Genomic DNA, 20,374 nt, shown 5'->3' on the forward strand with positions numbered 1-20,374 from the left:
GGCAGGTGAAGGCAACGGGTGGCCGCGGCGGACGATCCCGCCGCGGCCACCCGGGGCCGTACAGCTGTGGCTGCGTACATCATCCGACGCGTCATGGGCGCAGTGCTGTTGCTGCTGGTGGTCAGCGCAGTCACCTTCGCCATCTTCTTCCTGGTCCCCCGCATCGGGGGACAGACGGCCGACCAGTTGGCCACCCAGTACGTCGGCAAGGACGCGAACCCCGCATCCGTCGCCGCGATCAAGCAGAACCTGGGTCTGGACCAGCCGGTCTACGTCCAGTACTGGGACTTCGTCAAGGGCCTCGTGGTGGGCGCCGACTACAAGTTCGGTCCCGACGCGACGCACTGCAGCGCACCCTGCTTCGGGTACTCCTTCAAGAGCCACATCGAGGTGTGGCCGCAGTTGGAGCAGCGGATTCCGGTCTCGTTCTCGCTGGCCGTCGGTGCGGCGGTGATCTGGGTGGTCACCGGTGTGACGACCGGTGTGATCTCGGCACTGCGCAAGGGCAAGCCGATCGACCGCTTCTCCATGTTCATCGCGCTCGCCGGCGTCTCGCTCCCGATCTTCTTCACCGGCCAGATCCTGCTCGCGCTCTTCGTCTACGAGATCCCCATCTGGGAGAGCATCGACTACGTCCCGTTCACACAGAACCCGGCCGAATGGGCCTGGCACCTGCTGCTTCCCTGGGTCAGCCTCGCCTTCCTGTTCTCCGCGCTGTACGCCCGGCTCACCCGGGCGGGGATGCTGGAGACGATGAGCGAGGACTACATCAGAACGGCCAGGGCCAAGGGCCTGAAGGAGTCCACGGTCGTGGCCAAGCACGGCCTGCGCTCCGCGCTCACGCCGATCGTCACCATCTTCGGCATGGACTTCGGCACCCTCGTCGGCACCGCGGTGCTGACCGAGACCGTGTTCTCCCTCCAGGGCATCGGCGCATACTCGGTACAGGCCATCAAGGACAACGACCTGCCCATCGTGATGGGCGTGACCCTGGTCGCCGCGTTCTTCATCGTCTTCTGCAATCTCGTCGTCGACCTGGTGTACGCCGCCATCGACCCCCGGGTGAGGTACTCGTGAGCAAGCTCGACAAAGCCGCGCTCGGTGAACCGGACACCGTCGCCCCGTCCTCGGACGACGACGTGTTCCTGTCCGTCCGCGATCTGCGCGTCCACTTCGACACGGACGACGGCCTGGTCAAGTCCGTGGACGGCGTCAGCTTCGACGTGCGCAAGGGCAAGACCCTGGGCATCGTGGGCGAGTCCGGCTCCGGCAAGTCCGTCACCTCCCTCGGTGTGATGGGCCTGCACCGCTCGGCGCGCGCTCACGTCTCCGGCGAGGTCTGGCTGGACGGCCAGGAACTGATCGCGGCCGACCCCGACGACGTGCGGCGGCTGCGCGGCCGGAAGATGGCCATGATCTTCCAGGACCCCCTGTCGGCCATGCACCCCTACTACTCGGTCGGACACCAGATCGTCGAGGCGTACCGGGTCCACAACGACGTCAGCAAGAAGGTGGCCCGGCAGCGGGCGATCGAGATGCTGGACCGGGTCGGCATCCCCGAGCCCGCCAAACGCGTGGACGGCTACCCGCACGAGTTCTCCGGCGGTATGCGCCAGCGCGCCATGATCGCCATGGCGCTGGTGAACAACCCCGAGCTGCTCATCGCCGACGAGCCGACCACCGCCCTGGACGTCACCGTGCAGGCGCAGATCCTGGACCTGATCCACGATCTGCAGAAGGAGTTCGGCTCCGCGGTCATCATGATCACCCACGACCTGGGCGTGGTCGCCGAGATGGCCGACGACCTGCTGGTCATGTACGGCGGCCGGTGCGTCGAGCGCGGTCCCGCCGAGGACGTGTTCTCCGAGCCCCGGCACCCCTACACCTGGGGCCTGCTCGGCTCGATGCCGCGCCTGGACCGTGAGGAGACCGACCGGCTCATCCCGATCAAGGGCGCGCCGCCCTCCCTCATCAACCTCCCGTCCGGCTGCGCCTTCCATCCGCGCTGCCCGTACGCGGACATCCCGAAGGACAACGTCACCCGCACGGTCCGCCCCGAGCTGACCGAGGTCGGCGGCTCGCACTGGGCCGCCTGCCACATGACGCAGGAGCAGCGGGAGCGTATCTGGACCGAAGAGATTGCGCCGAAGCTGTGAGCGACGACAAAGCTGTGAGCGACGACAAAGCGGTGAGCACACCGGACACGAGCGGGAGCACCCTCACCCAGGACACCTCCGCCGACGGCGAGGTCCTGCTGAAGGTGACCGGCCTCCAGAAGCACTTCCCGATCCGCAAGGGCCTGCTCCAGCGGCAGACCGGCGCGGTGCGCGCCGTCGACGGCATCGACTTCGAGGTCCGCAAGGGCGAGACGCTCGGCGTCGTCGGTGAGTCGGGCTGCGGCAAGTCGACCATGGGCCGGCTGATCACGCGGCTGCTCGAACCGACCGGCGGCACGGTCGAGTTCGAGGGCAGGGACATCACCCACCTGAAGACCGGCGAGCTGCGCCCGATGCGCCGCGACGTGCAGATGATCTTCCAGGACCCGTACTCCTCGCTGAACCCCCGGCACACCATCGGCACCATCGTCGGCGCTCCCTTCCGGCTTCAGGGCGTCGATCCCGAGGGCGGGGTGAAGAAGGAGGTCCAGCGGCTGCTGTCGGTGGTCGGCCTCAACCCCGAGCACTACAACCGCTACCCGCACGAGTTCTCCGGCGGCCAGCGCCAGCGCATCGGCATCGCCCGCGCGCTCGCCCTGAACCCCAAGCTGGTGGTGGCGGACGAGCCGGTCTCCGCGCTGGACGTGTCGATCCAGGCGCAGGTGGTGAACCTGCTGGACGACCTCCAGGAGGAGCTCGGCCTGACGTACGTGATCATCGCGCACGACCTGTCGGTCGTCCGGCACGTCTCGGACCGGATCGCGGTGATGTACCTCGGCAAGATCGTCGAGCTGGCCGGCCGCGACCAGCTGTACAAGTCGCCGATGCACCCGTACTCCAAGGCCCTGCTGTCGGCCGTGCCGATTCCGGACCCCAAGCGCCGGGGCGTCAAGAGCGAGCGCATCCTGCTCAAGGGCGACGTGCCCTCGCCGATCTCCCCGCCGAGCGGCTGCCGCTTCCACACCCGGTGCTGGAAGGCGACGCAGATCTGCAAGACCACGGAGCCGCCGCTGGTGGAGCTGCGGGCCGGGCAGCGCGTCGCCTGCCACCACCCGGAGAACTTCGAGGACCAGCAGCCGCAGGACACCGAGCTGCTGTCCTCGGCCGAGGAGGTCGCAGCCGGCAGCGGCGGCGCCACCCCCGTGGAGAAGTGACCCCGCCCGAGCCCTCGCCCGAGCCCCCGTCCCCGCACCTGGGGGCGGGGGCTCGGCCGTGGGTAAAAATGTTCGGGTGCTCCAGCAACTCTTCAGCCCGTCCGTCCAGCACACGCTCGACCTGATCGGCATCTTCGTCTTCGCGATCTCCGGCGCCCTGCTGGCCGTGCGCAAGAACTTCGACGTGTTCGGCATCGCCGTGCTCGCCGAGGTCACCGCGCTGGGCGGCGGGCTCTTCCGTGACCTGGTCATCGGGGCCGTACCGCCCGCCGCCTTCACGGACCTGGGGTACTTCCTGACCCCGCTGCTCGCCACCCTCCTCGTCTTCTTCCTGCACCCGCAGGTGGAGCGCATCCAGGTCGCCGTGAACGTCTTCGACGCGGCCGGCCTCGGCCTGTTCTGCGTCGCCGGCACGATCAAGGCGTACGAGTACGGGCTCGGCCTGACCGCCTCCGCCGGCCTGGGCCTGACCACGGCGGTGGGCGGCGGTGTGCTGCGGGACGTCCTCGCCAACGAGGTGCCCTCGCTGCTGCGCTGGGACCGGGACCTGTACGCGGTCCCGGCGATCGTCGGCGCCGCCCTGGTCGCCCTGTGCATCCGCTACGACGCCCTGAACCCGCTCACCAGCGGCCTCGCGGTGATCACCGCCTTCGTACTGCGCCTGCTCGCGATGCGGTTCCACTGGCGAGCTCCGCGGGCCTGGCACCGGCGGTCGACGGTGAGCGAGGAGGAGCAGCCCGTCCTGCCGTGACGTGGCCGAGGCCCGACACCTCCGTCAGCCAGCGGAACGCCGGGACCACCTGCGGCCGCCACAGCGCCATGGTGTGACCGCCCGCGCTCCTCGGGATGTACACCACGTGCACGGTCGTCGGGGCCTTCGCGGCCTGTTCCAGGGCGACGGCCGCCTCGTAGCCGTCGTGCGGCTGGCCGGAGAGGTAGAGCGAGACGCGCGGCGGGACGGGCGCCCTGCGCAGCAGCAGGTAGGGGTTGTTCGCGGCCCGCAGGGCGGGGGTCTGCGCGGCGAGCGAATCGCGTTCGCCGATCGGGTCGTTGTAGCCGGACAGGCTGACGGCGGCCCGGTAGCGGCCGGGGTGGGCGACGGCGAGCTTGGCCGCGCAGTGCGCCCCGGCCGAGTAGCCGGCCACGGCCCAGCCCCGCGGGGCGGACTCGGCGCGGAAGTTGTCCATGACCATCATCGGCACGTCGACGCTCAGCCAGGTGTCGGCGTTGACGGTGCCCGGGATGTTGGCGCAGCCCGTGTCCACCCCGGCCAGCAGATTGGTGCGCGGCGCGACCAGGATGAAGGGGGCGATCCGCCCGTCCCGCATCAGCGGCTCCAGCTGCTCGTGCGCGTGCAGCGAGCCGAACCAGGCCTTCGCCGAGCCGGGGTAGCCGGGCAGCAGTTCCACGACCGGGAACCGGTGGTGCCGGTAGGCCGGTTCGTCGTACTGCGGCGGGAGCCAGACGTAGACCTCTGCGTTCACGCCCGACACCCGGCCCTTGAGCTGGGTGACGCGCACCCCGCCGGCCGCGCCCATGCCGGGCCCGGTGGCCGGCCGGAAGGTCTGGCGCACCGGGGGCAGCCGCTTCAGTGCGATGCCTCCGGTGCCGTCGGCGCCGAGGTCGGCCGCCTGTTGCACGTGGTCGCCGGTGCCGAGCAGATCGGCCCAGTTGTCGTACAGGTTGTTGGCGTTGTTGACCAGTGTGAACACCAGCGCCACGGCGGTCCCCTGGGCGAACAGCAGCATCAGTGCGCGCGTCGCGGTGCGCAGGGCGCGGGGGCCGCGGAGGCGCGACCACAGGACCAGCGGCAGTGCGAGCGCGACGACCGACAGCGCGATCAGCGTGGAGAGGAACGGAGTCCCGGTGAGGCTCATGTCTCTTCAGAGGGGCGGACGGCCGTCCGGGTTTACGGACGAGTGCGGACACTTACCGAGAAATTGCCCGGGTCTCACCTGAGTCCCAACCGACCAAAGCTACCGCTTAGTAGTTAGGTCTTGTACTGTTCAGCCATGCCAGAAGCAGCCTCCGCCCAGGCCGTCCGGGCCACGATCGGCGACAGCGAGTTCGACCGCGACACCGCGCTCACCCGACGCGCGCCCGGCGTCTACGACATCGACCTCTCCGCCGGCTGGACGATCATCAACGCCGTCAACGGCGGCTATCTGCTGGCCGTCCTGGGCCGCGCGCTCGCGGACACCCTGCCGCACGCCGACCCCTTCACCATCTCGGCGCACTACCTCACCGCGTCCCAGCCCGGCCCGGCGATCGTCCGCACGGACGTCGTCCGCACCGGCCGGACCCTGTCGACCGGCCAGGCCTCCCTCTTCCAGTACGACGACGAGGGCCGCGAGGTGGAACGCATCCGCGTCCTCGCCTCCTACGGCAACCTGGACGCCCTGCCCGACGACGTCCGGACGACGGCCGCTCCGCCCGCGATCCCGCCGCTGGAGCACTGCTTCGGCCCCGAGGACGGCCCGGCCCCGGTCTCCGGCAGCTCGGCCATCGCCGACCGGCTGATGCTCAAGCTGGACCCGTCGACGCTGGGCTGGGCCCTCGGCAAGCCCTCCGGCAAGGGCGAGATGCGGGCCTGGTTCGGACTCGCGGACGGCCGGGACCACGACCCGCTCTCCCTGCTGCTGGCGGTGGACGCCCTGCCGCCCACCGCCTTCGAACTCGGGCTGACGGGCTGGGTGCCCACCGTCGAGCTGACCGTGCACGTCCGCTGCCGCCCGGCGCCGGGCCCGCTGCGCGTGTCGATCGCCACCCGCAACCTCGCCGGCGGCTTCCTGGAGGAGGACGCCGAGGTGTGGGACAGCGCCGACCGGCTGGTGGCGCAGTCCCGTCAGCTCGCGCGGGTCAGGCTCGGCTGAGCGGCTCGCGCCCGAGCCAGGCCGCCAGCCTGCCGTGGACGTCGGCGCCCTCGGGGGCCGGCCGGGCCGTGGCGAACGGCGTGTTCTCGTCCCGCTGTTCGTCCGGCAGCACGCGCTGGGCGACGGTCAGCGCGAACTCGGCGAGCTCCGGGTCGAGCGCGCGGATGCCCCAGGGCCTCGGACAGGTCCCAGGTGTGCGTCACCGTCTCCAGGACGTAGGCGGACAGGGCGGCCCGGCCGGGCATCTCGCCGAACGGCAGGCGCACCACCGTGTCCAGCAGGTCGTCGGCCGCCCAGGCCTTCACAGCCCGGGTCCTGCCCTCGTCGTACGCGGCCGTCCAGCCGTCGTCCGGCACACCCTCGGCGAACGGCCGTACCGCGGCCGCGTCACCGCCCTCGGCGACGACGGCCATCCGGTGGGTCCCGCCGGTGAGATGGCTCAGCAGGGTGCGCACGTCGAACTCGCTGCACGGCGTGGGGCCGTCCAGATGCTCCGCGCGCACGGACCCGATGAGCTCGGCGGCCTGCTCCGCGGCGCGGGCGAACAGTGGACGGGGATCGTTGGTCATGAAGCTCCTCCTGAGTGCGTGGACGGGAGGAGCATCCCCGGAAAACCTGACAACCGCCGTCAACATTTTGCCCGTCCGCCGCGCCGCCGCGATGCTGATGCCGTGAAGTCCGACCGCCTGCTGTCGATCCTGCTGCTCCTCCAGACCCGTGGCCGGGTCCCCGCACGCGAACTCGCCGAACGGCTGGAGGTGTCGGTCCGCACCGTCTACCGCGACGTGGAGTCCCTGTCGGCCGCCGGCGTCCCGGTCTACGCCGAACGCGGCCGGCGCGGCGGCATCGCACTGCTCGCCGGGTTCCGTACGGACGTCACGGGGCTGACCGCCGACGAGTCCCGCGCGCTGTTCGTCCTGGCCGCGCAGGGCGCGCACACCGCGCTCGGCCTGGACGCGGCGTTCGGCTCGGCCCTGCGCAAGGTGATGGCCGCGCTGCCGGCCCCGCACCGCCCGGCCGCCGAGACGGCCTCCCGGCGCATCCTCGTCGACGCCACCCGCTGGCGCGGCGGGCCGCAGCCGGCCGTCGACCTGGAGGTGCTGCGCGACGCGGCCTTCGCCGACCGCAGGCTGCGGCTGCGCTACCGGCACAGCGGACAGCGCCAGGCGCGGACGTACACGGTCGACCCGTACGGCCTCGTCGCCAAGGCCGGCGTCTGGTACCTGGTCGCCGACCGGCGGGCCGAGCCCCGGCTCTTCCGGGCGGACCGGGTGTGCTCCGCCCGGCTCCTCGACGAGCCCGTGCGGCGGCGCCCGGGCGTCGAACTCGCCGATGCCTGGGAGGGGCTGCGCCGCCAGGTCGAGGAGCGGCCCAGCGGGCTGGACGTCATTGTCCGGGTGCGGCGCGAGCGGCTCGACATGTTCCTGCGGCTGACGGCCTTCCTCCCGGCGGAGATCCTCGAGGACGACGGCGAGAGCCAGTGGGCGACCGTGCGGCTGACGTGCGGAGTCCTCCAGGAGACCCGCCACCTGCTCGTCTTCGCCGACCAGGTGGAGGTCCTTTCACCCCCTGAGGTACGCGAGGAACTGGCCAGGGCGGCCGCCTCCGTCGGGGAGCTGTATCAGCGCGCCGCCCGTCGTGCGGTCAGTCCAGCCAGTGATGGCGGCCCAGGCCGATCAGCCGCATCTGCCGGGTCGCCACCTGCGTGACCTGACGCTTGCGCTCCTCGCGCTCCCGCTCCGGGCCCTCCAGTGCCTCCAGGAAGAGCGACGCGGTGATCAGCATCTGGTCGACGTAGAGGTGCGCGAGCATCAGCAGGTCGTCCTCGGTCCAGCCCGCGGACACCGGGTCCTTGGCCAGTTCGTCCTTGACCTCCTGGGCGAACCGGGCCAGTTGGTCCCGTATGGCCTCCCGGACCGGCTGGACCCCGCCATGTCGCTCCCGGGCGATGAACCGGACATGTGCGGGGTACCCGTCGACGTGACGGGCGATCAGCTCGATGGCGCGCGCGATGCGTTCCTCGCTGTCGCCCGTCGTGGACACCGTCGTCCGGATCATCGGGTGCAGGCTGCCCAGCGCCTCCTCGACCAGGGCCACGCCCAGATCCGCCGTGGAGCGGAAGTGGCGGTAGAAGGCGGTCGGGGCGACACCGACGGCGCGGGTGACCTCGCGCAGCCCCAGGCTGCTCAGACTCTGTTCCTCCAGCAGCCCGAGGGCCGCGTCCAGGAGCGCCTGCCGGGTCTTCTGCTTCTGGGCCTGCCGGGTGCCGACGGTGTGACTCATACCATGCAGTTAACAACTGTTCTCTGTAATTGGAAAGTCATGGGACGGGCTAGACTGGGAAGTCAGTGAACAACTGTAACCACAATCGTTCACCGAAACCCTGGGGGTTGTTTCCCGTGTTGTTCATCGTCGCCGCACTCCTGCTGCTGGGCTTCGTCCTGGGCACCGTGGCCCACGCGCCGCTCACCTTCTCCGTCGCCACGGGCGTCGTCATCGCCGTCTGGCTCGGCATCTTCGCGCTCCGCGAGCGCCACGGCCGCCGGCACCACACCCAGGCCCACTGACGCCGCACCCGCCCAGCCACCCACCGACCCGACACCGGGAGTCGATCACCATGCAGCTCACCGCTCCGGCCACGCGCCGCACCGGTATCCGTGACACCGACGGCATGGCCGTCGCGTCCTTCGTCCTGGGCCTGCTCGGCCTCCTCGTCCTGAACGTCTTCCTCGGCCCGATCGCCATCGTGCTGGCGGGCGTCGCCCTGTGGCGCGGCACCCAGCGCCGTGGCCGCGCGTTGCTGGGTCTGGGCCTGGGCGTCGCCGACCTGCTGGTCCTGGCCGCGTTCGTGCAGGCCGACAGCACGATCTCGTGGAGCTTCTGAGCCGCCGCCGGGCCGTCCTTCGCCGGAGAGCCGCGGCCGGCCCGGGGACGACGGGCCGCAGCCGCGAGGGAAAGCGGTTCACCTCCCTGCGGGTTCGGCCAACCTTGATCTGAGGACCGCCGCGGGGGAGCCGTAGAATCGGGCTCACCATGGCTTACCTCGACCACGCCGCGACCACCCCGATGCTCCCGGAGGCGGCAGAGGCGCTCACCGCCCACCTGGGTGCCACCGGCAACGCGTCCTCCCTCCACGCATCCGGCCGGCAGGCCCGCCGTACCGTCGAGGAGGCCCGCGAGACCCTCGCCGAAGCCCTCGGCGCCCGCCCCAGCGAGGTCGTCTTCACCTCGGGCGGCACAGAGGCCGACAACCTCGCCGTCAAGGGCCTTTACTGGTCACGCCGTGACGCCGACCCGGCCCGCACCCGCGTCCTCGCCAGCCCCGTCGAGCACCACGCGGTCCTCGACGCCGTGCACTGGCTCGGCGAACACGAGGGCGCCACCATCGAGTACCTGCCGGTCGACACCCACGGCCGCGTCCATCCGGACGCCCTGCGCGAGGCGATCGCCCGCAACCCCGACGACGTGGCCCTCGCCACCGTCATGTGGGCGAACAACGAGATCGGGACGATCCTGCCGATCCGCGAACTCGCCGACGCGGCCGCCGCATACGGTGTCCCGCTGCACTCGGACGCCGTCCAGGCCTTCGGCCAGATCCCGGTCGACTTCGCCTCCTCCGGCCTCGCCGCGATGACCGTGTCCGGCCACAAGATCGGCGGGCCGTACGGCATCGGCGCCCTGATCCTCGGCCGTGAACACACCCCCGTCCCCGTCCTGCACGGCGGCGGCCAGGAACGCCACGTCCGCTCCGGCACCCTCGACGTGCCCGCCATCGCCTCCTTCGCGGTCGCCGGGCGGCTGGCCGCCGAGCAGCGCGAGTGGTTCGCCCGCGAGATCGGCGCCCTGCGCGACGACCTCGTCGACGCGGTCCGCAAGGCGGTCCCGGACGCGATCCTCGGCGGCGACCCCGCCCCGGAGGGACGGCTGCCGGCCAACGCGCACTTCACGTTCCCCGGCTGCGAGGGCGACTCCCTGCTGCTCCTGCTCGACGCCCAGGGCATCGAGTGCTCCACCGGCTCCGCCTGCACCGCCGGCGTCGCCCAGCCCAGCCACGTCCTCCTCGCCACCGGCACCGACCCGGACCTGGCCCGCGGCACCCTCCGCTTCTCCCTCGGCCACACCTCCACGGAGGCGGACATCGAGGCCCTGGCGAAGGCGATCGGCCCGGCGGTGGAACGGGCCCGGGCGGCGGGACTGACCTGAGGGCAGGTCAGTCGGACACCGGCCGCGACGGCTTCTGTCCGCCGCCGGGCGCCGACGGCGCGGTGGCGGCCGGAGCCGTGATGGCGCGGAGCACGGACTGCTGGGGCGCGATGCTCTGCGGCGGCGGGAACTTGGCCGCCAGACCTTTCAACAACCGGATGTACGCGGCCCGTTGAGGCGCGCGGGGCTCCGAACGGCCCGCTTCCCACGCACTCACGGTCTCCCTGCGGACCCCCAGCGTCTGGGCCACGCGCTCCTGACTGAGACTGCCGGCCTCACGCAGTCTCCTGCGCTCGGCGGGCTCGGGCAGCCCGTCCGCCGGCGAAGCCTCTTTCAACAGGGCGTCGACAGCCGCGAACAACGCTTTCCCCTGATCCTCGGACACGCTGGTCACCTCCCGTTTTCGTCCCTGGGAGCGTACTGGACCGCACACTGAAACGCACAGTAAACCGCGCAGGCAACCTCTAATCTGAAACACACATGCTCCGAACGCGGAACGCTCGCCACCGCTTATCTGGGCCGAAGTCCGGGGCGAAACCGAGCAGCTGGCGCTGACCTGGAGTGATGTCCGTCGGGTCTGCCGATCTCCGTCGGCCGTTGCCCTGAACGGCCGACGGAGGCTTCTGTGAGACGGGGACAGTTTTCCGGGCAGCAGATTGTCGCCTTCAGCTCAAGAGCTCTCACCCGCTCGCCGTTAACGTGAGCGTTGCGCGCACGTTCCCCACGGGTCGCGCACGCTCCCCGTCTGCGGGAACCGCCTGCCCTTCGGAACGGACCCTGCCATGCCTTCGCACGCGCTGACCGAAGCCGCCGCCGCTGCCGCGCCCGTGTACCTCACGGCCGCTGTCACGGCGGGCCTCGGGCTCCTCGCTCTGGCGGTCAAGCTCGTCCTGCGCAAGCTCCAGCAGCGCCGCCAGGACCTCGCCGGTCCGCTCCAGGCGCTGACCGCCCTGTTCGCACTGCTCGGAGTCCTGGACACCCGTCCCACCACCGCCAAGGACCTGGAACTGATCCAGGAGCACGTCGCCGCCCTGGAGGTCGCGGTCCTCAGGCGTAAGAGGCTCGGGAAGATCCTCGGCGAGGTCGTCCGCCTCGCCGGTGAGTACCGGGCCATCGAATTACCGGAAGTCGGCCGGCGCCTCCCGGCCGGGCTGAGCGCCAGCGCCCTGTACGAGCGCTCGCGCAGGCAGGGCACCGTCGCACGCGATCTCCAGGCCGCCGTCGTCGCCGCGACGGAACGGATCGAGCGGATGCACCGCCGCTGATCAGCGCTCGCTCACGCCCGCGCCGCAGGCGCCTCACGCACCAGCCGCATGTACCTGTCCCAGTCCCAGTGCGGCCCGGGGTCCGTGTGGTCCGTGCCCGGGACCTCCACATGGCCGATGATGTGCTGCCGGTCGACGGGTATGTCGTACCGCGCGCAGATCCGGGCCGTGAGCCGGGCCGAAGCCTCGTACATCTCGTCCGTGAAGTCCTGCGGGCGGTCCACGAAACCCGCGTGTTCGATGCCGACACTGCGCTCGTTGTAGGCGCGGTTGCCCGCGTGGTACGCCACGTCCAGCTCGCGGATCATCTGGGCGATGTGCCCGTCCCCGCGGACGATGTAGTGCGAGGCCGCCTTGTGCCCCGGGTCCTGGAAGGCCTTCACCGCGCTGTCGAAGCTGCCCTGGGTGACATGGACGACCACCATGTCTATGCCGTAGTCGTCCGGCCGGTCCGCGCGGCGCCAGTTCGCGTCCGACGCGGCCACCCAGCGCGCGCCCGCGTAGTCGACCACGCCCTCCTTGCGCGGCTTCTCGACGCCCGGCACCCGCCACCACAACCGGCCCAGCTCGTCCCGGGCCAGCACCGCGGAACCCACGGCGGCCGTCGCCCCGCCGACGATCAGGGCCCGCCGCCCGATGCGCCGGTCCGTGTCCTTGGATGCTCGTCTCGCCCCCATGTGATCGCCAACGGATACCCGGCGGCCTTGGTTCCCGCGCCCCCGTACCCTGGAAGGGTTATGACTGACACCCCGCAGCGCTCCCGTCCCCTCCGCGTCCTGGCCGCCATGTCCGGCGGAGTCGACTCCGCCGTAGCCGCCGCCCGCGCGGCCGAGGCGGGCCACGACGTGACCGGCGTCCACCTCGCGCTCTCCGCCAACCCCCAGTCCTTCCGGACGGGCGCGCGGGGCTGCTGCACCATCGAGGACTCGCGCGACGCCCGTCGCGCCGCGGACGTCATCGGCATCCCCTTCTACGTGTGGGACCTCGCCGACCGCTTCCGTGAGGACGTCGTCGAGGACTTCGTCGCCGAGTACGAGGCCGGCCGCACCCCCAACCCCTGCCTGCGCTGCAACGAGAAGATCAAGTTCGCGGCGCTGCTGGACAAGGCGCTGGCGCTCGGCTTCGACGCGGTCTGCACGGGCCACTACGCCAAGGTGATCGTCCACGAGGACGGCACCCGCGAGCTGCACCGCGCCTCCGACATGGCCAAGGACCAGAGTTATGTGCTCGGCGTCCTGGACGACAGGCAGCTCGCCCACGCGATGTTCCCGCTCGGGGACACGCTCACCACCAAGGACGAGATCCGCGCGGAGGCCGGGCGCCGGGGCCTGGCCGTGGCCAGGAAGCCCGACTCGCACGACATCTGCTTCATCGCCGACGGCGACACCCAGGGCTTCCTGGCCAACCGGCTCGGCCGCTCCGAGGGCGACATCGTCGACGAGTCCGGCAACCGCCTCGGCACGCACGAGGGCGCGTACGGCTTCACCATCGGCCAGCGCAAGGGCCTGCGCATCGGCACCCCGGCGCCCGACGGCAAGCCGCGCTACGTCCTGGACATCTCCCCGGTCACCAACACGGTCACGGTCGGCCCGGCCGACGCGCTGGACGTCACCGCCCTGACCGCGATCAAGCCGCGCTGGTGCGGGGCCGCCCCCACCGGCCCGGGCACCTACACGGCCCAGCTCCGCGCCCACGGCGGCGAGACCGAGGTCACCGCCGAGCCGGCCGACGGCCGGCTGGAGGTGACCTTCGCGGAGCCGGTCCGCGGCGTCGCCCCCGGCCAGGCGATCGTCCTGTACGACGGCACACGCGTGGTGGGGTCGGCGACGATCGCGTCGACCAGGCGGGCGACGGCGGGCGTGGCCTGACCCTGCGGACCTGGGGGCAGGCTCCACGCGCGCGTGCCCCCGTCCCGTTCAGACCCCTTTCAGTCCCGCGTGCTCAGCTCCGCGAGAAGAACTCCATCAGCACCGGCGCCATCACATTCGGCTCCACCATGTGCGTCTGGCCCTGGAGTGTCCGGTACGACCCGTCGGGGACGGAGTCCGCGATCGCCCGGGCCGCCTCGCGCAGCCAGCCGGGGCTCGCGTCGCCCGCCACCGCCAGGACGGGAACGCCGACCGACGCCAGCCGGTCCCGGGGGACCCGGCCGTCGCGCATGACGGCGTCGTCGTAGGCGAGGCTCGGGGCGATCGCCTCCATGGCGGCCCACATGGGGGACTGGCGTGCGCCCTGGATCACCCCCTCGGCGAGGCCGGTCAGCCGCAGGAACAGCTCGACCGCGTCCCCGCGCCGCCCCTCACCGAGCGCCTGAGTCAGCCGCCGGGTGTATTCGGCACGTTCCTCGGCACCCTCCTGCGACATCGCGAAGGGCGTCTCGTACACCGCCACCCGCCGCACCGGCAGACCGCTCGCCGCCGCCTCCAGCGCCAGCGCCCCGCCCGACGAGATGCCGTACAGGAATGCCTCGCCGCCCACCGCCTCGATCACCGCCGCCAGGTCCTCGACCTCGCGCTCCATGGCGTACGGCGCCGTGTCCCCGCTGGCACCGCGGCCCCGGCGGTCGTACACGACGGCCTGGAAACGCTCCGAGAGGGACACGGCCAGCGGCGCCAGGGTGCCGCCCGTCGACATCGCACCGCTCACCAGGACGACCGAGGGGCCCCGGCCGGTGCTCTCGTACGCGATGCGGGTGCCGTCACGCGAAAGGATCCTCTTGTCCATGTCAGTGCAGACTGCCGCACGGCGCGGCGTTCCTGGGTGAGGCGGGCCGTGCGTCAGCCGATCACAACACTTCCACTTCGTAGAAGCACAGGTGGTCCTTGATCTGCGCGACGTCCGGCTTCGGCTCCGGATACGCCCAGACGAGGTCCGCGGCGTCCGGCAGCGACCAGTAGGACGCGGTGCCCTTGAACGGGCAGTACGTGCGCGTGGCGGACGGGGTCAGCAGGTCGAGGCGGACGTCCTCGGCCGGGATGTAGTACCGGTCGGGACAGCCCGTCTCGCGCAGGACCAGCGGCCGGTCGCTCTCGGCCAGGACGTGACCGGCGTGCGCCACGCGCACGGGCCGGTCACTGCGCTCGACGGTGATGCGATGCCCGGTGGTCACGATCGCCCTCCTTGGGTAGCCGACTTCCTGGATACAGCGCACGCTGAAGCGGAGTTCTTCCCCCGCCGCAGGAGGCCACCCATGCGAGCCACGGAACGGGCCCGGAACCGCGGCGCCCTGGCCCACCAGGTCCGGTACGCCCTGCGCCACCCGGAGCGCGTGCCCGCGCACGCCCGGCGCGCGGTGCGGGACGCCTGGCTGCGGCTGCGCTACCGCGACCACATCGCGTACTACCGCGCCGTGATGGCCTCCGACGCGGCGCGCAGCGCGGAGGCCGCGGTGGGGCACAACCCCTCGCGCGAGGCGTGGACGCGGATCGGGCGCCTGCAGTTCGACTACCTGGTGGGGCACGGCCTCCAGCCGCACCACCGCATGCTGGAGATCGGCTGCGGAAACCTGCGCGCCGGGCGCCTGTTCATCGACCACCTCGACGCCGGGCACTACTACGGCATCGACATCTCGCCGCACATCCTGCTCGCCGCCCAGGACACCCTCGTGGCCGAGGGCCTCCAGTCCAAACTGCCCTACCTGGCGCTCACCGACGACCTCACCTTCGCCTTCCTGCCCGACGCGCACTTCGACGTCGTGCACGCGCACAGCGTCTTCTCGCACTCGCCGCCGCACGTCATCGAGGAGTGCTTCGCCCACGTCGGCCGGATCCTCGCGCCCGGCGGGTTCTTCGACTTCACCTTCGACCGCACCGAGGGCGAGGAGCACCAAGTGCTGCACGAGGACTTCTACTACCGGACGGCGACGCTGACGGCACTCGCCGCCCGGTACGGCCTGGCCGCCCGGTTCATGGACGACTGGGAACAACTCCCGCACCGGCAGTCCAGAATGCGGATCACCGCGACGGCGGACCGGGCCCGTACGGTGGGTTCATGAACATCTGTGTCTTCCTCTCCGCCGCCGACCTCGACGAGCGCTACACCCGTCCCGCGCGGGAGTTCGCCAAGCTGCTGGGCAAGGGCGGCCACACCCTCGTGTGGGGCGGCTCCGACGTCGGCCTGATGAAGGTGGTCGCCGACGGCGTGCAGGAGGCGGGCGGCCGGCTCGTCGGCGTCTCCGTGCGGTTCCTCGCGGCCAAGGCCCGCCCCGGCGTCGACGAGATGGTCGTCGCCCGTGACCTCGCCGAGCGCAAGAAGCTGCTCCTGGAGAAGGCCGACGCCGTGGTGGTCATGGTCGGCGGCACCGGCACGCTCGACGAGGCGACGGAGATCCTGGAGCTGAAGAAGCACGGCCACACCGACAAGCCCGTGGTCCTGCTCAACACCGCGGGCTTCTACGACGGCCTGAAGGAGCAGTTCCGCCGCATGGAGGACGAGGGCTTCCTGCCCCGCCCGCTCACCGACCTGGTGTTCTTCGCGGAGGAGCCGGTGGGCGCGCTGGCGTACCTGGAGGAGAGCCGGGGCATCGAGTGACCACCCGCTGATGCGAGCATGGCGGGCATGGCTACTCATGTGATCACCGGAGCCGGATCCGGCATCGGCGCGGCCGTGGCCCGCCGTCTGCACGCGCGCGGGGACGACCTCGTGCTGCACGCGCGCGACGCGGGCCGAGCGAAGGAGCTGGCGGCCGAGTTCCCCGGGGCGAGGACCCTGGTCGGTGACCTCGCCGACCCCGACAGGCTCTCCTGGGCCTTCTCCCACCAGTCGCTGCCCGACCGCGTGGACTCGCTGCTGCACATCGCCGGGGTCGTCGACCTCGGCCCGGTCGGGGAGCTCACCCCGAAGACCTGGCACCATCAGCTCAACGTCAACCTCGTCGCCCCGGCCGAGCTGACCCGCCACTTCCTGCCCCAGCTGCGCGCCGCCCGGGGCCACGTGGTCTTCGTCAACTCCGGCGCCGGACTGAACGCCCACGCCGGCTGGTCCGCCTACGCAGCCTCCAAGCACGGTCTGAAGGCCCTCGCCGACTCCCTGCGTCACGAGGAGCACGGCAATGGCGTCCGCGTCACCTCCGTCTACCCCGGCCGCACGGCCGGCCCCATGCAGGCCAAGGTCCACCAGCAGGAGGGCAAGGAGTACGACGCGTCGAAGTGGATCGACCCCGAGTCGGTCGCCACGACGATCCTGATGGCCCTGGACCTGCCCAGGGACGCCGAGGTCAACGACCTGACGGTACGTCCGGGGAACTGACCGGCCGGGCCGCTGCGTAGGCTGCCCCAGTGAGCGAAAACAGCCAGTTCAGGTTCGGTGCCGCCACGGGTGTCGGCTCCCTTCCCGGGGGCGACGCCCGGGAGGCCGTCAGAACCGTCACCGGAACCTTCGAGGACTTCCCCTTCCTGCCCGAACTGCCCGCCCGCGGGCCCGGCGCGGACATGATCGGGCGGACCGCCGGCCTGCTCGTCGAGCTGTACGCGCGCGTGGAGCCCAGCGGCTGGCGGCTCGGCGACCGCCCGGGGCGGGACACCAAACGGGCCCGCTCCCTGCTCGGCGAGGACCTCGACGCGCTGGAGGAATTCACGCAGGGGTACGAGGGGCCGCTGAAGGTCCAGGTCGTGGGGCCCTGGACGCTCGCCGCCCAGCTGGAGCTGCGCAACGGCGAGGCCGCCCTCTCCGACCCCGGCGCCTGCCGCGACCTCGCCGCCTCCCTCGCCGAAGGCCTCCGTCAGCACCTCGCCGAGGTGCGGCGGCGGGTCCCCGGCGCGCAACTCGTCCTCCAGCTCGACGAGCCGTCCCTCACCGCCGTCCTGCGCGGCCAGATCAAGAGCGCCAGCGGCTACCGCACCCACCGGGCCGCCGACCGGCAGATCGTCGAGCAGACGCTGCGCGACCTCGTCGGCGTGCACACCGGCGGGCCCGTCGTCGTCCACTCCTGCGCCCCCGACGTCCCGTTCGCGCTGCTGCGCCGCGCGGGCGCCGCGGCCGTCTCCTTCGACTTCTCCCTGCTCACCGAGCGTAACGACGAGGTGATCGGGGAGGCGGTCGAGGGCGGTACCCGGCTCTTCGCCGGTGTCGTCCCGTCCGCGGAGAGCCCATTGTCAGACCCTGCCGGTAGCGTCATGGGTGTCAGGACGCTGTGGCGCAGGCTGGGGCTGTCACCGGGGCTTCTCGCGGAGGCGGTCACTCTCACGCCGGCGTGCGGACTCGCGGGGACCTCCCCGGGGTACGCGCGCACGGCCCTCGCCCAGTGCGTCCGGGCGGCGAGATCCCTCGCGGACAACCCAGAGTAACGGGAGGACGACACGGTGGCCGGCGACAAGCAAGCGGAGACGACGACGGTGCCCGCCGAGGCACGGGAGAAGCACGCGCGCCTCGCGGAGCAGATCGAGGAGCACCGCTTCCGCTACTACGTGAAGGACGCTCCCGTCGTCAGTGACGCGGAGTTCGACCAGCTGCTGCGTTCCCTGGAGGCGCTGGAGGAGGAGTTCCCGGAGCTGCGCACCCCGGACTCGCCGACCCAGAAGGTCGCCGGCGCCTACGAGACGGAGTTCACGGCGGTCGAGCACCGCCAGCGCATGCTCTCCCTCGACAACACCTTCAACGACGAGGAGCTCGCCGCCTGGTCAGAGCGCATCGCCAGAGAACTGGGCGAGCAGGACTACCACTTCCTGTGCGAGCTGAAGGTCGACGGCCTCGCCGTGAACCTCACCTACGAGCAGGGCCGTCTCACCCGCGCGGCGACCCGCGGCGACGGCCGCACCGGCGAGGACATCACGCCGAACGTCCGGACCATCGCGGAGATCCCGGAGCGCCTCAAGGGCGACTCCGTGCCCGACCTCGTGGAGATCCGCGGCGAGGTCTACTTCCCGATGGAGAAGTTCCAGGAGCTCAACGCCCGGCTGGTCGAGGCCGGTGACAAGCCCTTCGCCAACCCGCGCAACGCGGCGGCCGGTTCCCTGCGCCAGAAGGATCCCCGCGTCACGGCCACGCGCCCGCTGCACATGGTGGTCCACGGCATCGGCGCCCTGGAGGGCTTCACCGGTCTGACCCGCCTCTCCCAGGCCTACGACCTGCTCAAGACCTGGGGCCTGCCCACCTCCCGGCACAACAAGGTCGTCGACGGCCTCGACGGCGTACGGGAGTTCATCGCGTACTTCGGCGAGAACCGCCACTCCGTGGAGCACGAGATCGACGGCGTCGTCGTCAAGCTCGACGAGATCCCCCTCCAGGGCCGCCTCGGCTCCACCTCGCGCGCCCCGCGCTGGGCGATCGCGTACAAGTACGCGCCGGAGGAGGTCAACACCAAGCTCCTCAACATCCGCGTGGGCGTGGGCCGCACGGGCCGGGTCACGCCGTACGCGCAGGTCGAGCCGGTCACGGTCGCGGGCTCGGAGGTCGAGTTCGCCACGCTGCACAACCAGGACGTGGTCAAGGCCAAGGGTGTCCTCATCGGTGACACGGTGGTGCTCCGCAAGGCCGGTGACGTCATCCCGGAGATCCTCGGACCGGTCGTCGACCTGCGCGACGGCAGCGAGCGCGAGTTCGTGATGCCGAGCGAGTGCCCCGAGTGCGGTACGGCGCTCAGGCCGATGAAGGAGGGCGACGTCGACCTGCGCTGCCCGAACGCCCGTACCTGCCCGGCCCAGTTGCGCGAGCGCCTGTTCTACCTCGCGGGCCGCAAGGCGCTGGACATCGAGCACTTCGGCTACGTCGCAGCCGCCGCCCTCACCAAGCCGCTGGAGCCCGAGGACCCGCCGCTGGCGGACGAGGGCGACCTGTTCGACCTCACCGTCGACCAGCTGCTCCCCATCAAGGCGTACGTCCTCGACCCGGACAGCGGCCTGCCCAAGCGCGACCCGAAGAGCGGCGAGGAGAAGATCGCCACGATCTTCGCCAACCAGGAGGGCCAGCCCCGCAAGAACGCGCTCGCCATGCTGGAGAACATCGCCGCGGCCAAGCAGCGTTCCCTCGCCCGCATCCTCACCGGTCTGTCGATCCGTCATGTCGGCCCCGTCGCGGCCGAGGCGCTGGCCCGCGAGTTCCGCTCGATCGAGCGCATCGACCAGGCCACGGAGGAGGAGCTGAAGAACACGGACGGGGTCGGCTCGATCGTCGCCGCCGCCGTCAAGGAGTGGTTCGCCGAGGACTGGCACCGCGAGATCATCCGAAAGTGGAAGGCCGCCGGCGTCCGCATGGAGGAGGAGAGCACCGGCGAGGACGAAGGGCCGCGCCCGCTCGAAGGGCTCACGGTCGTCGTCACGGGCACCCTCGAACACTTCACGCGGGACGGCGCCAAGGAGGCGCTGCAGACCCGCGGAGCGAAGGTGACCGGCTCGGTTTCGAAGAAGACGTCATTCGTCGTGGTGGGTGACAACCCCGGATCGAAATACGACAAGGCGATGCAGCTGAAGGTCCCGGTGCTGAACGAGGAGGGTTTCGGGGTCCTGCTCGAACAAGGACCGGACGCGGCGGCCGAAGTCGCTCTTTCGGCCGAGGAGTAGCGGTTGAAGGCCACTCGTTCGGCGCATACCAGATGCATACGGGTGGCCGGGGCGCATTCGGGCAACCGTCGGCGACCGCTGCCCGAGGAAGCCTTCTGCGGCCTACTGTTGAGATGTGCGCCTGCCGTGCCCAGCTGCGGTCGGGGCATCTTCGTGCTCGCGGAGCACGGGGAAGGGTTTTCCAACGCGGGCCGCCCAGGAGTTGTCGGGCACCGGGCCGCGGGGCGT

General features: G+C 71.4%; 23 protein-coding genes. 16 read left to right on the plus strand and 7 right to left on the minus strand.

The window, feature by feature from the left end; genetic code table 11:
• The first annotated feature begins 66 nt into the window (after positions 1-66).
• The 4 genes from ACFZDA_RS32890 (at position 67) to ACFZDA_RS32905 (ending at position 4,061) form a co-directional block, all read left to right on the plus strand.
• On the plus strand, positions 67-1,077 hold the full coding sequence (locus ACFZDA_RS32890; RefSeq protein WP_391088745.1) for an ABC transporter permease subunit: 1,011 nt from the start codon (positions 67-69) through the stop codon (positions 1,075-1,077).
• A complete protein-coding gene (locus ACFZDA_RS32895; protein ID WP_391088747.1) occupies positions 1,074-2,156 on the plus strand; it encodes an oligopeptide/dipeptide ABC transporter ATP-binding protein in 1,083 nt (360 codons plus the stop codon). Before ACFZDA_RS32890 ends, ACFZDA_RS32895 begins: the two co-directional genes overlap by 4 nt.
• 32 nt (positions 2,157-2,188) lie before the next feature.
• Positions 2,189-3,310, plus strand: coding sequence for a dipeptide ABC transporter ATP-binding protein (locus tag ACFZDA_RS32900; RefSeq protein WP_391089085.1), 1,122 nt, complete (start codon positions 2,189-2,191; stop codon positions 3,308-3,310).
• A gap of 76 nt (positions 3,311-3,386) precedes the next feature.
• A complete protein-coding gene (locus ACFZDA_RS32905) occupies positions 3,387-4,061 on the plus strand; it encodes a trimeric intracellular cation channel family protein (protein WP_307177611.1) in 675 nt (224 codons plus the stop codon).
• Here the strand turns inward: ACFZDA_RS32905 and ACFZDA_RS32910 are convergent.
• Positions 3,952-5,187 carry an alpha/beta hydrolase-fold protein gene (locus ACFZDA_RS32910; protein ID WP_391088748.1) on the minus strand — a complete coding sequence of 412 codons (1,236 nt, stop codon included), beginning with the start codon at positions 5,185-5,187 and terminating at the stop codon, positions 3,952-3,954. The genes ACFZDA_RS32905 and ACFZDA_RS32910 overlap by 110 nt on opposite strands.
• 135 nt (positions 5,188-5,322) lie before the next feature.
• On the opposite strand from ACFZDA_RS32910, the gene ACFZDA_RS32915 reads away from it, so the two are divergent.
• Complete coding sequence (locus tag ACFZDA_RS32915) at positions 5,323-6,183, plus strand: acyl-CoA thioesterase domain-containing protein (protein WP_391088749.1); 861 nt, start codon at positions 5,323-5,325, stop codon at positions 6,181-6,183.
• On the opposite strand, the gene ACFZDA_RS32920 is transcribed toward ACFZDA_RS32915, so the two are convergent.
• A complete protein-coding gene (locus ACFZDA_RS32920; RefSeq protein ID WP_391088751.1) occupies positions 6,156-6,752 on the minus strand; it encodes a TIGR03086 family metal-binding protein in 597 nt (198 codons plus the stop codon). The genes ACFZDA_RS32915 and ACFZDA_RS32920 overlap by 28 nt on opposite strands.
• Positions 6,753-6,854: 102 nt before the next feature.
• On the opposite strand from ACFZDA_RS32920, the gene ACFZDA_RS32925 reads away from it, so the two are divergent.
• The gene (locus ACFZDA_RS32925) at positions 6,855-7,892 is read left to right on the plus strand and encodes a WYL domain-containing protein (protein WP_391088753.1); all 1,038 of its coding nucleotides are present in this window, start codon (positions 6,855-6,857) and stop codon (positions 7,890-7,892) included.
• Here the strand turns inward: ACFZDA_RS32925 and ACFZDA_RS32930 are convergent.
• The gene (locus tag ACFZDA_RS32930) at positions 7,828-8,466 is read right to left on the minus strand and encodes a TetR family transcriptional regulator (protein ID WP_391088754.1); all 639 of its coding nucleotides are present in this window, start codon (positions 8,464-8,466) and stop codon (positions 7,828-7,830) included. The genes ACFZDA_RS32925 and ACFZDA_RS32930 overlap by 65 nt on opposite strands.
• Positions 8,467-8,582: 116 nt before the next feature.
• Here ACFZDA_RS32930 and ACFZDA_RS32935 point away from each other — a divergent pair, with 116 nt between their 5' ends.
• From ACFZDA_RS32935 to ACFZDA_RS32945, 3 genes are all read left to right on the plus strand, one after another.
• On the plus strand, positions 8,583-8,750 hold the full coding sequence (locus ACFZDA_RS32935) for a hypothetical protein (protein WP_391088755.1): 168 nt from the start codon (positions 8,583-8,585) through the stop codon (positions 8,748-8,750).
• Between the two features lie 50 nt (positions 8,751-8,800).
• Positions 8,801-9,067: a DUF4190 domain-containing protein gene (locus ACFZDA_RS32940; protein WP_391088757.1), complete on the plus strand. Its 267-nt coding sequence runs from the start codon at positions 8,801-8,803 to the stop codon at positions 9,065-9,067.
• Between the two features lie 149 nt (positions 9,068-9,216).
• Entirely contained in the window at positions 9,217-10,386 is a 1,170-nt protein-coding gene (locus ACFZDA_RS32945) for an aminotransferase class V-fold PLP-dependent enzyme (RefSeq protein WP_391088759.1), read from the plus strand.
• 7 nt (positions 10,387-10,393) lie between these two features.
• Here the strand turns inward: ACFZDA_RS32945 and ACFZDA_RS32950 are convergent, their stop codons facing one another.
• Positions 10,394-10,771, minus strand: a complete 378-nt coding sequence (locus tag ACFZDA_RS32950) for a helix-turn-helix domain-containing protein (RefSeq protein WP_391088761.1) — start codon at positions 10,769-10,771, stop codon at positions 10,394-10,396.
• A 397-nt stretch (positions 10,772-11,168) separates the two neighbouring features.
• Here ACFZDA_RS32950 and ACFZDA_RS32955 point away from each other — a divergent pair, with 397 nt between their 5' ends.
• Positions 11,169-11,651, plus strand: a complete 483-nt coding sequence (locus ACFZDA_RS32955) for a hypothetical protein (protein WP_391088762.1) — start codon at positions 11,169-11,171, stop codon at positions 11,649-11,651.
• 11 nt (positions 11,652-11,662) lie between these two features.
• On the opposite strand, the gene ACFZDA_RS32960 is transcribed toward ACFZDA_RS32955, so the two are convergent.
• Entirely contained in the window at positions 11,663-12,328 is a 666-nt protein-coding gene (locus ACFZDA_RS32960; RefSeq protein ID WP_391088764.1) for an N-acetylmuramoyl-L-alanine amidase, read from the minus strand.
• Positions 12,329-12,388: 60 nt separating this feature from the next.
• On the opposite strand from ACFZDA_RS32960, the gene mnmA reads away from it, so the two are divergent.
• Entirely contained in the window at positions 12,389-13,519 is a 1,131-nt protein-coding gene (gene mnmA, locus ACFZDA_RS32965; protein ID WP_391088766.1) for a tRNA 2-thiouridine(34) synthase MnmA, read from the plus strand.
• 73 nt (positions 13,520-13,592) lie between these two features.
• Here mnmA and ACFZDA_RS32970 read toward each other — a convergent pair whose 3' ends face one another.
• Entirely contained in the window at positions 13,593-14,375 is a 783-nt protein-coding gene (locus ACFZDA_RS32970; protein WP_391088768.1) for an alpha/beta fold hydrolase, read from the minus strand.
• Positions 14,376-14,436: 61 nt separating this feature from the next.
• Complete coding sequence (locus tag ACFZDA_RS32975) at positions 14,437-14,760, minus strand: DUF427 domain-containing protein (protein WP_391088769.1); 324 nt, start codon at positions 14,758-14,760, stop codon at positions 14,437-14,439.
• A gap of 81 nt (positions 14,761-14,841) precedes the next feature.
• Here ACFZDA_RS32975 and ACFZDA_RS32980 point away from each other — a divergent pair, with 81 nt between their 5' ends.
• Genes ACFZDA_RS32980 through ligA form a run of 5 tightly spaced genes read left to right on the plus strand, consistent with a single transcriptional unit; the run spans position 14,842 to position 20,146 of the window.
• On the plus strand, positions 14,842-15,645 hold the full coding sequence (locus ACFZDA_RS32980; RefSeq protein ID WP_391088771.1) for a methyltransferase: 804 nt from the start codon (positions 14,842-14,844) through the stop codon (positions 15,643-15,645).
• Positions 15,642-16,181, plus strand: coding sequence for a TIGR00730 family Rossman fold protein (locus ACFZDA_RS32985; RefSeq protein WP_391088774.1), 540 nt, complete (start codon positions 15,642-15,644; stop codon positions 16,179-16,181). Before ACFZDA_RS32980 ends, ACFZDA_RS32985 begins: the two co-directional genes overlap by 4 nt.
• An 18-nt stretch (positions 16,182-16,199) precedes the next feature.
• A complete protein-coding gene (locus tag ACFZDA_RS32990; RefSeq protein WP_391088776.1) occupies positions 16,200-16,898 on the plus strand; it encodes an SDR family oxidoreductase in 699 nt (232 codons plus the stop codon).
• A gap of 29 nt (positions 16,899-16,927) precedes the next feature.
• On the plus strand, positions 16,928-17,935 hold the full coding sequence (locus tag ACFZDA_RS32995; RefSeq protein ID WP_391088777.1) for a methionine synthase: 1,008 nt from the start codon (positions 16,928-16,930) through the stop codon (positions 17,933-17,935).
• Positions 17,936-17,950: 15 nt separating this feature from the next.
• Positions 17,951-20,146: an NAD-dependent DNA ligase LigA gene (gene ligA / locus ACFZDA_RS33000; RefSeq protein ID WP_391088779.1), complete on the plus strand. Its 2,196-nt coding sequence runs from the start codon at positions 17,951-17,953 to the stop codon at positions 20,144-20,146.
• Positions 20,147-20,374: the final 228 nt, after the last annotated feature.

Origin of the sequence: Streptomyces sp. NPDC007991, from assembly GCF_042958445.1 — a bacterium.
Taxonomy (GTDB): domain Bacteria; phylum Actinomycetota; class Actinomycetes; order Streptomycetales; family Streptomycetaceae; genus Streptomyces.

Excerpts from the sequence above, each read along its gene's own strand:
- ACFZDA_RS32910 (WP_391088748.1), bottom strand. The coding sequence starts at position 5,187 with ATGAGCCTCACCGGGACTCCGTTCCTCTCCACGCTGATCGCGCTGTCG.
- ACFZDA_RS32915 (WP_391088749.1), top strand. The coding sequence starts at position 5,323 with ATGCCAGAAGCAGCCTCCGCCCAGGCCGTCCGGGCCACGATCGGCGAC.
- ACFZDA_RS32920 (WP_391088751.1), bottom strand. The coding sequence starts at position 6,752 with ATGACCAACGATCCCCGTCCACTGTTCGCCCGCGCCGCGGAGCAGGCC.
- ACFZDA_RS32930 (WP_391088754.1), bottom strand. The coding sequence starts at position 8,466 with ATGAGTCACACCGTCGGCACCCGGCAGGCCCAGAAGCAGAAGACCCGG.
- ACFZDA_RS32940 (WP_391088757.1), top strand. The coding sequence starts at position 8,801 with ATGCAGCTCACCGCTCCGGCCACGCGCCGCACCGGTATCCGTGACACC.
- ACFZDA_RS32945 (WP_391088759.1), top strand. The coding sequence starts at position 9,217 with ATGGCTTACCTCGACCACGCCGCGACCACCCCGATGCTCCCGGAGGCG.
- ACFZDA_RS32955 (WP_391088762.1), top strand. The coding sequence starts at position 11,169 with ATGCCTTCGCACGCGCTGACCGAAGCCGCCGCCGCTGCCGCGCCCGTG.
- ACFZDA_RS32960 (WP_391088764.1), bottom strand. The coding sequence starts at position 12,328 with ATGGGGGCGAGACGAGCATCCAAGGACACGGACCGGCGCATCGGGCGG.
- mnmA (WP_391088766.1), top strand. The coding sequence starts at position 12,389 with ATGACTGACACCCCGCAGCGCTCCCGTCCCCTCCGCGTCCTGGCCGCC.
- ACFZDA_RS32970 (WP_391088768.1), bottom strand. The coding sequence starts at position 14,375 with ATGGACAAGAGGATCCTTTCGCGTGACGGCACCCGCATCGCGTACGAG.
- ACFZDA_RS32980 (WP_391088771.1), top strand. The coding sequence starts at position 14,842 with ATGCGAGCCACGGAACGGGCCCGGAACCGCGGCGCCCTGGCCCACCAG.
- ACFZDA_RS32985 (WP_391088774.1), top strand. The coding sequence starts at position 15,642 with ATGAACATCTGTGTCTTCCTCTCCGCCGCCGACCTCGACGAGCGCTAC.
- ACFZDA_RS32990 (WP_391088776.1), top strand. The coding sequence starts at position 16,200 with ATGGCGGGCATGGCTACTCATGTGATCACCGGAGCCGGATCCGGCATC.